Origin of the sequence: Streptomyces sp. NPDC050147 (assembly GCF_040660195.1) — a bacterium.
In the GTDB taxonomy this organism is placed as follows: domain Bacteria; phylum Actinomycetota; class Actinomycetes; order Streptomycetales; family Streptomycetaceae; genus Streptomyces.
In genome coordinates this window covers 1-12,558 of sequence record NZ_JBFALJ010000036.1, presented here as the reverse complement: position 1 = coordinate 12,558, position 12,558 = coordinate 1, and the positions used below count along the sequence as shown (strand labels likewise).

Annotated in this window: 11 protein-coding genes; 3 read left to right on the top strand and 8 right to left on the bottom strand. The window is 70.1% G+C overall.

All coding sequences use genetic code 11. The features are described from left to right. Positions 1 to 69 precede the first annotated feature (69 nt). The 5 genes from pgl to tkt are packed head-to-tail and all read right to left on the bottom strand — an operon-like array spanning position 70 to position 6,647. Entirely contained in the window at positions 70 to 849 is a 780-nt protein-coding gene (gene pgl / locus AB0I94_RS38040; RefSeq protein ID WP_363314366.1) for a 6-phosphogluconolactonase, read from the bottom strand. Next, a complete protein-coding gene (gene opcA, locus AB0I94_RS38035) occupies positions 846 to 1,874 on the bottom strand; it encodes a glucose-6-phosphate dehydrogenase assembly protein OpcA (protein WP_363314365.1) in 1,029 nt (342 codons plus the stop codon). Before opcA ends, pgl begins: the two co-directional genes overlap by 4 nt. Further along, the gene (gene zwf, locus AB0I94_RS38030) at positions 1,871 to 3,403 is read right to left on the bottom strand and encodes a glucose-6-phosphate dehydrogenase (RefSeq protein WP_363314430.1); all 1,533 of its coding nucleotides are present in this window, start codon (positions 3,401 to 3,403) and stop codon (positions 1,871 to 1,873) included. The genes opcA and zwf overlap by 4 nt, the downstream gene beginning before the upstream one ends. Beyond that, a complete protein-coding gene (gene tal, locus AB0I94_RS38025) occupies positions 3,400 to 4,518 on the bottom strand; it encodes a transaldolase (RefSeq protein WP_363314364.1) in 1,119 nt (372 codons plus the stop codon). The genes zwf and tal overlap by 4 nt, the downstream gene beginning before the upstream one ends. 35 nt (positions 4,519 to 4,553) lie before the next feature. Further along, positions 4,554 to 6,647, bottom strand: coding sequence for a transketolase (tkt, locus tag AB0I94_RS38020; protein WP_363314363.1), 2,094 nt, complete (start codon positions 6,645 to 6,647; stop codon positions 4,554 to 4,556). Between the two features lie 390 nt (positions 6,648 to 7,037). Between tkt and AB0I94_RS38015 the strand changes: the two genes are divergently transcribed. From AB0I94_RS38015 to AB0I94_RS38005, 3 genes are all read left to right on the top strand, one after another. Then, positions 7,038 to 7,991 carry a heme o synthase gene (locus AB0I94_RS38015; RefSeq protein ID WP_363314429.1) on the top strand — a complete coding sequence of 318 codons (954 nt, stop codon included), beginning with the start codon at positions 7,038 to 7,040 and terminating at the stop codon, positions 7,989 to 7,991. A gap of 96 nt (positions 7,992 to 8,087) precedes the next feature. Further along, positions 8,088 to 8,435, top strand: a complete 348-nt coding sequence (locus AB0I94_RS38010; protein WP_363314362.1) for a hypothetical protein — start codon at positions 8,088 to 8,090, stop codon at positions 8,433 to 8,435. A gap of 93 nt (positions 8,436 to 8,528) precedes the next feature. Beyond that, positions 8,529 to 9,617, top strand: a complete 1,089-nt coding sequence (locus AB0I94_RS38005) for an amidohydrolase family protein (RefSeq protein ID WP_363314361.1) — start codon at positions 8,529 to 8,531, stop codon at positions 9,615 to 9,617. Positions 9,618 to 9,630: 13 nt separating this feature from the next. Here the strand turns inward: AB0I94_RS38005 and AB0I94_RS38000 are convergent, their stop codons facing one another. The 3 genes from AB0I94_RS38000 to AB0I94_RS37990 form a co-directional block, all read right to left on the bottom strand. Next, a complete protein-coding gene (locus tag AB0I94_RS38000) occupies positions 9,631 to 10,620 on the bottom strand; it encodes a COX15/CtaA family protein (protein ID WP_363314428.1) in 990 nt (329 codons plus the stop codon). Positions 10,621 to 10,723: 103 nt separating this feature from the next. Continuing rightward, the gene (locus tag AB0I94_RS37995) at positions 10,724 to 11,494 is read right to left on the bottom strand and encodes an ABC transporter permease (RefSeq protein ID WP_363314360.1); all 771 of its coding nucleotides are present in this window, start codon (positions 11,492 to 11,494) and stop codon (positions 10,724 to 10,726) included. Continuing rightward, entirely contained in the window at positions 11,491 to 12,417 is a 927-nt protein-coding gene (locus tag AB0I94_RS37990) for an ABC transporter ATP-binding protein (RefSeq protein ID WP_363314359.1), read from the bottom strand. The genes AB0I94_RS37995 and AB0I94_RS37990 overlap by 4 nt, the downstream gene beginning before the upstream one ends. Positions 12,418 to 12,558: the final 141 nt, after the last annotated feature.

Here is a 12,558-nt window from a genome sequence, read left to right as displayed (position 1 = left end):
CAGGAGGTGGACCGGGCCGTACTGCTTGCGCAGCCGTTCAGGCAGAACCAGGCTCAGGCGGAGCCGGGCTCAGGGAGAAGCCGGCGGATACAGATCGCGCGGCAGCTGCGAGGCCGCAGCGGCGTCGAGCAGCCACAGCGTCCGCGCCCTGCCGTACGCGCCCGCGGCGGGCGCCTGTACCTCGCCCGCGCCCGACAGGGCGATCGCCGCGGCGTTCGCCTTGTCCTCGCCGGCGGCGAGCAACCACACCTCACGCGCCGACCGGATCGCCGGGAGCGTGAGCGTGATGCGCACGGGCGGCGGCTTGGGCGCGCCGTGCACGCCGACCACCGACCGCTCCGTCTCACGGACCGCGGGCAACTCCGGGAAGAGCGAGGCGACATGGGTGTCCGGGCCGACACCGAGCATCAGCACGTCGAACGTCGGCACCGGACCGTGGTCCTCGGGCCCCGCGGCCGCGGTGAGTTCGGCGGCGTACATCTCGGCCGCCGCGTCCACCTCGTACGCGCCGTCCGACGCGGGCATCGGATGCACCCGGGCCGGGTTGAGCGGCACCGAGTCGAGCAGCGCCTCCTTGGCCTGGGTGTAGTTGCGCTCCGGGTCGCCGTCCGGCAGGAAGCGCTCGTCGCCCCACCACAGGTCCAGGCGCGACCAGTCGATCGCGTCCTTCGCCGGGGACGAACTCAGCGCCGCCAGCAGGCCGTTGCCGTTGCGGCCACCGGTGAGGACCACCGACGCGGAGCCGCGGGCGGCCTGCGCGTCGACGATCTTCGTGATGAGACGGGCCGCGGCGGCCTGCGCCATCAGCTCCTTGTCGCGGTGGACCACCAGCTGCGGGGCCGCGCTCATTTCGTCGCCGCCTTCTTGGCCGTGGTCTTCTTCGCGGGAGCGCTCTTCTTCGCCGCCTCCGCGGGCTCCTCCACCGCGGGAACGGATGTCTCCTCGCGGTACTCGCCCAGGCGGTCCACGCCGTACCTCAGCGCGGACGCGTAGGTGTCGTCCGGGTCGAGACGGCGCAGCTCCTCGGCGATCAGCTCGGACGTCTCGCGGCGCTTGAGCGCCACCGCGCGGTCGGGCTGCCCCTGGATGGAGAGCGTGGCGAGCGAGCCGTCGGCCCGGCCGAGCACGATGGGGCCGCAGTCGGTGTCCATGCGTACGCCGGTGAGGCCGGGGCCCGCGGACAGCGAGCGCTTCACGGGGACGCCGAGCCGGTCCGCGAGCCACATGGCGAGCAGCTCGCAGCTCGGGTTGAACTCCTCGCCCTCCACCTCGACCGACGTCACCTTGCAGGCGATCTGGTCGAGGGCCGCCGCGAGCATCGAGCGCCACGGGGTGATCCGGGTCCAGGAGAGGTCCGTGTCGCCGGGGTGGTAGGCCTCGGCGCGCGCGGTCAGCTCGTGGATCGGCTGCTCGGCGGCGTACGTGTCCGTGACGCGGCGCTGGCCGAGCGCGCCGAGCGGGTCCTTGGCCGGGTTGAGCGGCGCGTTGACCGGCCACCACACGACCACGGGGGCGTCGGGAAGCAGCAGCGGCAGGACCACCGACTGGGCGTGGTTGATGACCTCGCCGTACAGCCGCAGGACCACCGTCTCGCCGGTGCCCGCCTCGACGCCGACCCGTACCTCGGCGTCGAGGCGCGACGTCGTGCGGTCACGGGGCGAGCGCGCGGCACGCTTGATGACGACCAGCGTGCGCGAGGGGTGCTCGCGGGACGCTTCGTTGGCGGCCTTCAGGGCGTCGTAGGCGTTCTCCTCGTCGGTGACGATGACGAGGGTGAGCACCATGCCGACGGCCGGGGTGCCGATCGCCCTGCGCCCCTGCACGAGCGCTTTGTTGATCTTGCTGGACGTGGTGTCCGTAAGGTCGATCTTCATGGGCGACGCCAGCTCCGTCCGTCTCGTGCGAGCATTTCGTCCGCCTCGGACGGGCCCCAGGTCCCGGACGAATACTGCGCGGGCTTGCCGTGCTTGTCCCAGTACTCCTCGATCGGGTCGAGGATGTTCCAGGACAGCTCGACCTCCTCCGTGCGCGGGAAGAGGTTGGCGTCGCCGAGCAGGACGTCCAGGATCAGGCGCTCGTACGCCTCCGGGCTGGACTCGGTGAAGGACTCGCCGTACGCGAAGTCCATCGACACGTCGCGGATCTCCATCGAGGTGCCGGGCACCTTCGAGCCGAACCGGACCGTGATGCCCTCGTCGGGCTGGACGCGGATGACGATCGCGTTCTGGCCCAGCTCCTCCGTCGCCGTGTGGTCGAAGGGGGAGTGGGGCGCGCGCTGGAAGACGACCGCGATCTCGGTGACGCGGCGGCCCAGACGCTTGCCCGTACGCAGGTAGAAGGGGACGCCCGCCCAGCGGCGGTTGTCCACCTCCAGCTTGATGGCCGCGTAGGTGTCGGTCTTCGACTTGGGGTCGATGCCCTCTTCCTGGAGGTAGCCGACGGCCTTCTCGCCGCCCTGCCACCCGGCGGCGTACTGCCCGCGGACCGTGCTCTCGCCGAGGTTCTTCGGCAGCCGAACGGCGCCGAGGACCTTCGCCTTCTCGGCGACCAGCGCGTCGGCGTCGAAGGAGGCGGGCTCCTCCATCGCGGTCAGCGCCATCAGCTGGAGCAGGTGGTTCTGGATGACGTCGCGGGCGGCGCCGATGCCGTCGTAGTAGCCGGCACGGCCGCCGATGCCGATGTCCTCGGCCATGGTGATCTGGATGTGGTCGACGTACGACCGGTTCCAGATCGGCTCGAACATCTGGTTGGCGAAGCGGAGCGCCAGGATGTTCTGGACGGTCTCCTTGCCGAGGTAGTGGTCGATCCGGAACACCTGGTCCGGGGCGAACACCTCGTGCACGATCGAGTTGAGGTCCTTGGCGGACGCCAGGTCGTGCCCGAAGGGCTTCTCGATGACGGCACGGCGCCAGGAGCCCTGCGGGGCTTCCGCGAGCTCGTGCTTCTTGAGCTGCTGGACGACCTGCGGGAAGAACTTCGGGGGCACGGAGAGGTAGAAGGCGAAGTTGCCGCCCGTGCCCTGCGCCTTGTCGAGGTCCTGGATGGTGGCCTTGAGCTGCTCGAAGGCGGCGTCGTCGTCGAAGTTGCCCTGGACGAAGCGCATCCCCTGGATGAGCTGCTGCCAGACCTCCTCACGGAACGGCGTACGCGAGTGCTGCTTGACCGCGTCGTGGACGACCTGGGCGAAGTCCTCGTCCTCCCAGTCGCGACGCGCGAAGCCGATGAGTGCGAAGCCCGGCGGCAGCAGGCCCCGGTTGGCGAGGTCGTAGACAGCGGGCATGAGCTTTTTACGGGACAAATCGCCCGTGACGCCAAAGATGACCAGGCCCGACGGCCCCGCGATACGCGGGAGCCGTCGGTCTGCGGCGTCACGCAGCGGATTGCTGCTTGACAAAGTGGTCAGCCCTTCGAAGGAGCGAGGCGCTTGAGCTCGGCCTCGGTCGACTTGAGCAGGTCGTTCCAGGAAGCCTCGAACTTGTCGACGCCCTCGTCCTCGAGGAGCTGCACGACCTCGTCGTACGAGATGCCGAGCTTCTCGACGGCGGCGATCTCGGCACGCGCCTGGTCGTAGGTGCCCGCGATCGTGTTGCCGGTGATCGAGCCGTGGTCGGCGGTGGCCTCCAGGGTGGCCTCCGGCATCGTGTTGACCGTGTTCGGCGCGACCAGGTCGTCGACGTACAGGGTGTCCTTGTACGCCGGGTCCTTGACGCCGGTCGAGGCCCACAGCGGACGCTGCTTGTTGGCCTGCGCCTTGTCGAGCGCGGCCCAGCGGTCGGAGGAGAAGACCTCCTCGTACGCCTCGTAGGCGAGCCGGGCGTTGGCGAGCGCGGCCTTGCCCTTGGCGGACTTCGCCTCGTCCGTACCGATGGCGTCGAGGCGCTTGTCGATCTCGGTGTCCACGCGGGACACGAAGAAGGAAGCCACCGAGTGGATCTTGGAGAGGTCCAGGCCGCGCTCCTTGGCCTTCTCCAGCCCCGCGAGGTACGCGTCCATGACCATGCGGTAGCGCTCGAGCGAGAAGATCAGCGTGACGTTGACGCTGATGCCGAGGCCGATGACCTCGGTGATCGCCGGGATGCCCGCCTGGGTGGCAGGGATCTTGATGAGCGCGTTCGGACGGTCCACCAGCCAGGCGAGCTGCTTGGCCTCGGCCGTCGTGGCCTTCGTGTTGTGCGCCAGGCGCGGGTCGACCTCGATGGACACGCGGCCGTCCTGGCCGCCCGTCGCGTCGAAGACCGGGCGCAGGATGTCGGCGGCGTCACGGACGTCCGCCGTCGTGATCATGCGGATGGCCTCTTCGACCGTGACCTCGCGGGCGGCGAGCTCCGAGAGCTGCTGGTCGTAGCCGTCGCCCTGCGAGATCGCCTTCTGGAAGATCGACGGGTTCGTCGTGACACCCACCACGTGGCTCTGGTCGATCAGTTCGGCGAGGTTGCCGGACGTGATCCGCTTGCGCGACAGGTCGTCCAGCCAGATCGCGACGCCTTCGTCGGAGAGGCGCTTGAGTGCGTCTGTCATGAGGATTACATCTCCTACTTGGTCGTATGTTCGCGTCAGCGCTGAGCGGCTTCGATGGATTCCCGGGCTGCGGCGGCGACGTGATCGGCACTGAACCCGAACTCACGGAACAGCACCTTGCCGTCCGCGGAAGCGCCAAAGTGTTCCAGCGAAACGATGCGGCCGGCGTCACCCACGAAGCGGTGCCAGGTCAGGCCGATGCCCGCCTCGACCGCCACGCGCGCCTTGACGGACGGCGGCAGGACGCTGTCGCGGTACCCCTGGTCCTGCGCCTCGAACCACTCGACGCACGGCATCGAGACGACGCGCGTCGGAACGCCCGCGGCCTGGAGCTGCTCGCGCGCCTCGACGGCGAGCTGCACCTCGGAGCCGGTGCCGATGAGGACGACCTCGGGGGTGCCGCCGTCGGCCTCGAACAGGACGTAGCCACCCTTGACCGCGCCCTCGGTGACCTCGCGGTCGTACGTCGGCACGCCCTGACGGGTCAGCGCGAGGCCGTGCGGGGCGCCCTTGCCGAACTCCTTGGTGTAGCGCTTGAGGATCTCGCGCCACACGACCGCCGTCTCGTTCGCGTCCGCCGGGCGGACCACGTTCAGGCCGGGGATGGCGCGCAGCGAGGCCAGGTGCTCGACCGGCTGGTGCGTCGGGCCGTCCTCGCCGAGACCGATGGAGTCGTGCGTCCAGACGTACGTCACCGGAAGGTGCATCAGCGCGGACAGACGCACGGCGTTGCGCATGTAGTCGGAGAACACCAGGAAGGTGCCGCCGAAGATGCGCGTGTTGCCGTGCAGCGCGATGCCGTTCATCTCCGCGGCCATGGCGTGCTCGCGGATACCGAAGTGGATCGTGCGGCCGTACGGGTTCGCCTCCGGCAGCGGGTTGCCCGCCGGGAGGAACGACGACGTCTTGTCGATCGTGGTGTTGTTCGAGCCGGCGAGGTCGGCGGAGCCGCCCCACAGCTCGGGGATCACCGCGCCGAGCGCCTGCAGGACCTTGCCGGACGCAGCACGCGTCGCGACGCCCTTGCCCGTCTCGAAGACCGGGAGCTTCTCCTCCCAGCCGGCCGGCAGCTCACCCGCGGCGACGCGGTCGAACTCGGCGGCGCGCGCGGAGTTGGCGGTCCGCCAGGCGGCGAAGCCCTTCTCCCACTCGGCCTTGGCGTCACGGCCGCGGTCGAGGGCGGCGCGGGTGTGCGCGAGGACCTCGTCCGAGACTTCGAAGGTCCGCTCCGGGTCGAAGCCGAGGACGCGCTTGGTGGCCGCGACCTCTTCGTCGCCGAGCGCCGAGCCGTGCGCGGCCTCGGTGTTCTGCGCGTTCGGCGCGGGCCAGGCGATGATCGAACGCATCGCGATGAAGGAGGGGCGCTCCGTCTCCGCCTTCGCGGCCAGGATCGCCTTGTACAGGGCGGCCGGGTCGAGGTCGCCGTTCTCCTTGGGCTCCACGCGCTGGACGTGCCAGCCGTAGGCCTCGTACCGCTTCATGGTGTCCTCGGACACCGCGGTCTCCGTGTCGCCCTCGATGGAGATGTGGTTGTCGTCCCACAGCAGTACGAGGTTGCCGAGCTTCTGGTGCCCGGCCAGCGACGACGCCTCGCTGGAGATGCCCTCCTGGAGACAGCCGTCGCCCGCGATCGCGAAGATGTGGTGGTCGAACGGCGACTCGCCGGCAGCGGCCTCCGGGTCGAACAGGCCACGCTCGTAGCGGGCGGCCATCGCCATGCCCACGGCGTTCGCGACGCCCTGGCCGAGGGGACCGGTCGTCGTCTCCACGCCCGTGGTGTGCCCGTACTCCGGGTGGCCGGGGGTCTTGGAACCCCACGTGCGGAACGCCTTCAGGTCATCGAGCTCCAGGCCGAAGCCGGCCAGGTAGAGCTGGATGTAGAGGGTCAGGGACGAGTGGCCCGCGGAAAGGACGAACCGGTCGCGCCCGGTCCAGTCGGCGTCCGCGGGATCGTGCCGCATCACCTTCTGGAAGAGGGTGTACGCGGCGGGCGCGAGGCTCATGGCCGTACCAGGATGGCCGTTGCCGACCTTCTGTACGGAGTCCATGGCCAGGACGCGGGCAGTATCAACAGCCCGCTGGTCCAGTTCGGTCCACTCGAGGTCTGTGGTGGTCGGCTTGGTGCTCACCCTGAGTCAGGGCTCCTCTCCACAATGTCGAATGCCGGCGATGTAGATCCCACCGGCCAATGTCGAGCCTACCGCTGTAAAGACGTGCATTTTTTCGAGTCATTCCAGAGTGCCGGGGTGTGCCGGTATCCGCCTCCTGAAAGGGATCCACGGTGTTCACCATGTGATCCACAGGCCGCTCATCTGGACTCTCGGAACGAGTACCGCACCGCTCATCTGAATGGGTGTCGAGCCCGTGTTTCGGGCGTACCAACATGCCGCTCAACACGACCCCACCCCCGCGAAGGGCGAGGTATGGGCAACGTCTACAGTGGCGTGGTACGCGCGAGCCTTTACCGGATCTTCATGTCTGAACGTCCGACGCGGCTTGCTGGGAAGTCTCTGTCAGGGGTGTGCGTGACGGCCGTTGAATCCCGTCCAGCGGGAGCAATCGGGGCGAGCTCTAGCCCAAGCCACCGGCCGCTCGGGGCCCGTGTCATGGCGTTCGTGGCGCTGACCAAGCCGCGAATCATCGAGCTCCTCCTGATCACCACCGTTCCGGTGATGTTCCTCGCCGAGCAGGGGGTGCCCGACCTCTGGCTGGTCTTCGTGACCTGTCTGGGGGGTTACCTCTCGGCGGGCGGCGCAAACGCGCTCAACATGTACATCGACCGTGACATCGACGCCCTCATGGACCGCACGTCCCAGAGGCCCCTGGTCACGGGCATGGTCAGCCCCCGCGAGTGCCTCGTCTTCGGCGTCGCGCTGGCGGTCGCCTCCACGCTGCTGTTCGGCCTCGTCGTCAACTGGCTGTCCGCGTGGCTCGCCCTCGGCGCGCTGCTCTTCTACGTGGTCGTCTACACGATGATCCTGAAGCGCCGGACCTCGCAGAACATCGTCTGGGGCGGCATCGCGGGCTGTATGCCGGTCCTCATCGGCTGGTCCTCGGTCACCAACTCCCTGTCGTGGGCGCCGGTCATCCTCTTCCTCGTCATGTTCTTCTGGACGCCGCCGCACTACTGGCCGCTGTCCATGAAGGTCAAGGAGGACTACGCCCGCGTGGGCGTGCCGATGCTGCCGGTCGTCGCCTCGAACAAGGTGGTCGCGCGTCAGATCGTCCTCTACAGCTGGGTGATGGTCGCCGTCTCGCTGCTGCTGCAGCCGCTCGGCTACACCGGCTGGTTCTACACCGCGGTCGCCTTCGTGACCGGCGGCTGGTGGCTGTGGGAGGCGCACGGCCTGCAGAACCGCGCCAAGGCCGAGGTGACCGGCGGCAAGCTCAAGGAGATGCGGCTCTTCCACTGGTCGATCACCTACGTCTCGCTGCTCTTCGTCGCGGTGGCGGTGGACCCCTTCCTCCGCTGAGTCCTCAGGACTTCGCCGACGGGCGGGGCGCGTGGTGTCCAACGCCACGCGCCCCGCCCGTCGCCAGTTGATCTACCCGTCGGTAGCATCCTGGCTATGGCAGAGACGCAGCAGGTTGAGGACAGCAAGCAGGCCGCCCGCGCGGAGAAGAAGGCGGCGAAGCTGGCCAAGCAGATCGGTGCCTTCGCCAAGGCGCACGGCGGCGCCGAGGGCCAGGTCGCGTACATCGGGCACGAAGGCACTCGCATCGTCCTGGTCGGCGAGGACGGCGGCTGGGGCGACCTGGTGGCGCCCACCTACGCCATCGCGCAGAGCGCCGTCGAGAAGGCCGGGATCACCGTCCACGAGGAGTTCGACGGTGACTTCGCGGCCAAGGTGAAGACCGGCCCGTACGAGTGGTCGCGCATGGCCGGCATCCAGCTCGGCGGCCCGAGCAACGGCTGAGGCCGTCGCGGACGGAACGGCCGCAAGCAACACCTGACGCCCGGGTCACCCGTTAGGACGGACAAGAGCACGGTCCGTCCGCAGGGAGCCCGGATGATCGAAACGCCGTCCCTGGTGGACCAGTACTGCCACGGTGTGCTGCGCACGGAGCTGGGCCTCGGCACCTTCGAGGCCCACCTCGGCCGCGGCGAGGGCCCGCCCGCGCCCGGCACCACCTTCTTCGACACCCAGACGGGCTTCGCCGTACGCCGCTGGTGCCCGCCGCTGCTCGGCCTCGAACCGCACTGCCCGCCCGCCCGCTATCTCGCCCGCCGCCGCGATCTGGGTGTCCTGGAGTCGGGGCGGCGGCTGCTGCGGGGCAGCGGCATCACGACGTACCTCGTCGACACGGGGCTGCCCGGCGATCTGACGGGGCCCGGCGAGATGGCGTCCACCGGTGACGCCGACGCTCACGAGATCGTCCGCCTGGAATTACTGGCCGAACAGGTGGCCGACACCTCCGGCACCGTCGACTCGTTCCTCGCCAACCTCGCCGAGTCGGTGCACGCCGCCGCCGCGAACGCCGTCGCGTTCACCTCGGTCGCGGGCGTGCGGCGCTCTCTCGCCCTGGCCCCCGAACCGCCGGGCCCCGGCGAGGTGCGGGGAGCGGCGGGCCGCTGGCTGGCCCGGCGGCAGGTGGGCGGGGCGCTCCAGGACCCCGTGCTGCTCAGGCACCTGCTGTGGATCGCCGTCGCGTCGGGGCGTCCGCTGCAACTGCACGCGGGGGCCGGTGACCCGCAGGGGTACTTCGGCGGTTTCGCGCGGGCGACCGCGGGGCTCGGCACCGATCTGGTGCTGCTGCACGGTTATCCGTACCACCGCAACGCTGCGGACCTCGCGGGGATCTTCCCGCACGTGTACGCCGATCTGGGCCCCGCCCTGGTGCGCACGGGGGCCCGCGCCGCCGCCGTGCTCGCGGAGATCCTGGAGCTCGCGCCCTTCGGCAAGCTGCTGTTCTCCAGCGGCGCCCACGGCCTTCCCGAGCTGCACGTGGTGGGCGCGCGGCTCTTCGGGGAGGCGCTGGGGCGCGTGCTCGGCGGATGGGTCGCGGAGGGTGCGTGGGCGCTGCCGGACGCGCAGCGCGTCGCGGGGCTCATCGCGGCGGGCAACGCCCGCCGCGTGTACGGGCTCGCGGACGCCTGAGGACTCTCAGGCGTCAGACGGCCGACAGCTGGGAGTCGCCGGTCTGGGAGGGCACGTCGGCGGTGGCGTACGGCCGTTCGCGCAGTGAGAGCAGGACGCGCATCACGCCGATCCAGACCACGCACGAGCCGAACATGTGCAGGCCGACGAGGACCTCGGGCAGGTCCGTGAAGTACTGGACATACCCGATCGCACCCTGGGCGAGCAGGATCAGGAACAGGTCGCGGGTGCGGTGCAGCGGGCCCTTGGGGGCGTCGACCGCCTTGAGGACGAACCACAGGGCGAACGTCAGTGTCACCACGATCCAGGCGAGCACGGCGTGCAGCTTGCTGACGGTCTCCCAGTCGAAGCCCATCCGCGGCACCTCGCTGGAGTCGCCCGCGTGCGGACCGGAGCCCGTCACGATCGTGCCGACCGCGATGAGCAGCACGGACGCCGCGACCAGGAACCACACCAGTTGCGCCACGGCCTTGCCGACCAGCGGACGCGCCTCGCCGTCGCCCTCGCGGGTGCGCTGCCACATCGTGACGGCGACCGCGATCAGGGCGGTGGAGAGCAGGAAGTGCGCCGCGACCGTCCACGGGTTCAGGCCGACGAGCACCACGATGCCGCCCAGCACGGCGTTGCCCATGACCAGCCAGAACTGGACCCAGCCGAGCCGCGTCAGGCTGCGCCGCATCGGCTTCTGCGAGCGCGCCGTGATGATCGCCCAGCCGACGGCCGCGCAGAGCACGTACGTCAGCAGGCGATTGCCGAACTCGATGTATCCGTGGAAACCCATCTCGTGGGTGGCCGTCAGGGACTCGTCGGTGCACTTGGGCCAGGTCGGGCAGCCGAGGCCGGAACCGGTGAGACGGACGGCGCCGCCGGTGACCACGATGCACACCGTCATCGCGAGCGAGATGAGGGCGGCGCGCCGGACGGTCCGCTGCTGCGGGGTCCAGCGCTCGGCGATGAAGGCGAGCGGATTGCGCACGGCTTGAGCGGCGTCGGCTCGGGTCACGTTTGGCACGGGCCCATCGTAGGGGGCCGCTTGTGCACGGCTTCACGAGGGGGACGTATCCGGTGCTTCTGTGACGCGCCTTACGCCCGGTCCGCTCGCCCGCCTACTCCCAGCGGAAGAACTTGCCCGCCGCCCCGAGCCCGACGACCGCCCAGACCGCCAGAATCCCGAGGTTCCCCCACGGCATCCCCGCGCCGTCCTGGAGCACGTCCCGCAGGCCGTCCGAGAGGGCGGAGATCGGCAGCAGGCCGAGCACCGCCTGGGCGGCGTCCGGGAACTTGTCCAGCGGCACGATGACACCGCCGCCCACCAGCAGCAGCAGGAAGACGAGGTTCGCGGCGGCGAGCGTCGCCTCGGCCTTCAGGGTGCCGGCCATCAGCAGTCCGAGGCCGGAGAAGGCCGCGGTGCCGAGGATCAGGAGGAGGAGCACGGCGAAGGGGCTGCCGTGCGGTGACCAGCCGAGCGCGAAGGCGATCACCGTGAGGAGGACGATCTGCAGGACCTCGGTGACCAGGACCGACAGGGTCTTCGCCGCCATCAGCGCCCAGCGGGGCAGCGGCGAGGCGCCGAGCCGCTTGAGCACGCCGTAGCGCCGCTCGAAGCCCGTGGCGATGGCCTGCCCGGTGAACGCCGTCGACATCACGGCGAGGGCGAGGATGCCGGGCGCGAGGAAGTCCACGGCTTCGCCCTTGCCCGTGTCGACGATGTCGACCGCGCTGAACAACACCAGCAGGAGGGCCGGGATCACCACCGTGAGCAGCAGCTGCTCGCCGTTGCGCAGGAGCATCTTCGTCTCGAGCGCCGCCTGCGCGGCGATCATGCGGGGGAGCGGGGCGGCGCCCGGCTTCGGTGTGTACGTACCGGCGGCGCTCATCCGCGCAGCTCCTTGCCTGTGAGCTCCAAGAAGACGTCTTCCAGGGTGTGGCGTTCGACGGCGATCTTCTCCGGCATCACACCGTGCTGGGCGCACCAGGAGGTGACCGTGGCGAGCAGCTGCGGGTCGACCGTGCCGCTCACGCGGTAGGCGCCGGGGGTGAGTTCGGCCGCCGCCGAGTCGGGCGGCAGCGCTTTGAGGAGCGAGCCGACGTCGAGTCCGGGACGCCCGGAGAAGCGCAGGGTGTTCTCGGCGCCGCCGCGGCACAGCTCCTCCGGGGTGCCCTCGGCGATGACCTTGCCCGCGTCGATGATCGCGACCTCGTCGGCGAGCTGCTCGGCCTCGTCCATGTGGTGCGTGGTGAGGATGACGCTGACGCCGTCGGTGCGCAGATCACGTACGAGATCCCAGGTGGCCCGGCGTGCCTGTGGGTCCAGGCCCGCGGTCGGCTCGTCCAGGAAGATCAGTTCGGGCCGTCCGACCACCGCCATCGCGAGCGCGAGGCGCTGCTGCTGGCCGCCGGAGAGCCGCCGGTAGGTGGTGCGGCCGCAGCTCTCCAGGCCCAGGCGTTCGATGAGCGAGCCCACGTCCAGGGGGTGCGCGTGCAGCTTCGCCATGTGACGCAGCATCTCGTCGGCGCGGGCACCGGAGTAGACGCCGCCGGACTGGAGCATGACGCCGATGCGGGGGCGCAGCGCGCCGGCCTCGCGTACCGGGTCGAGGCCAAGGACGCGGACCGTGCCCGCGTCCGGCCTGCGATAGCCCTCGCACGTCTCGATCGTGGTGGTCTTCCCGGCGCCGTTCGGCCCGAGGACAGCGGTGACGGTGCCCGCGCGGACCCGCAGGTCGAGGCCGTCCACCGCGGTCTTCTTGCCGTACCGCTTGACCAGGCCGGTGACCTGGACGACGGACTCAATTCCCATGCCGGGAAGTCTAGAGAGCGATCCGGGGCCCGCGGCCAGGGGGCTGCTACTGACCTTGTTGGCGTGATGTCGTCAAGATGAGGCCGGTTTCGGCGAGGCATCCGTCGATGAGGTTGCTGCGGTACTGGATCTGGCGGAGAC

Bases quoted from the DNA above. Each gene is read 5' to 3' on its own strand.
- opcA (WP_363314365.1), bottom strand. From the start codon at position 1,874: ATGAAGATCGACCTTACGGACACCACGTCCAGCAAGATCAACAAAGCG.
- AB0I94_RS37995 (WP_363314360.1), bottom strand. From the start codon at position 11,494: ATGAGCGCCGCCGGTACGTACACACCGAAGCCGGGCGCCGCCCCGCTC.
- AB0I94_RS38005 (WP_363314361.1), top strand. From the start codon at position 8,529: ATGATCGAAACGCCGTCCCTGGTGGACCAGTACTGCCACGGTGTGCTG.
- AB0I94_RS37990 (WP_363314359.1), bottom strand. From the start codon at position 12,417: ATGGGAATTGAGTCCGTCGTCCAGGTCACCGGCCTGGTCAAGCGGTAC.
- pgl (WP_363314366.1), bottom strand. From the start codon at position 849: ATGAGCGCGGCCCCGCAGCTGGTGGTCCACCGCGACAAGGAGCTGATG.
- tal (WP_363314364.1), bottom strand. From the start codon at position 4,518: ATGACAGACGCACTCAAGCGCCTCTCCGACGAAGGCGTCGCGATCTGG.
- AB0I94_RS38010 (WP_363314362.1), top strand. From the start codon at position 8,088: ATGGCAGAGACGCAGCAGGTTGAGGACAGCAAGCAGGCCGCCCGCGCG.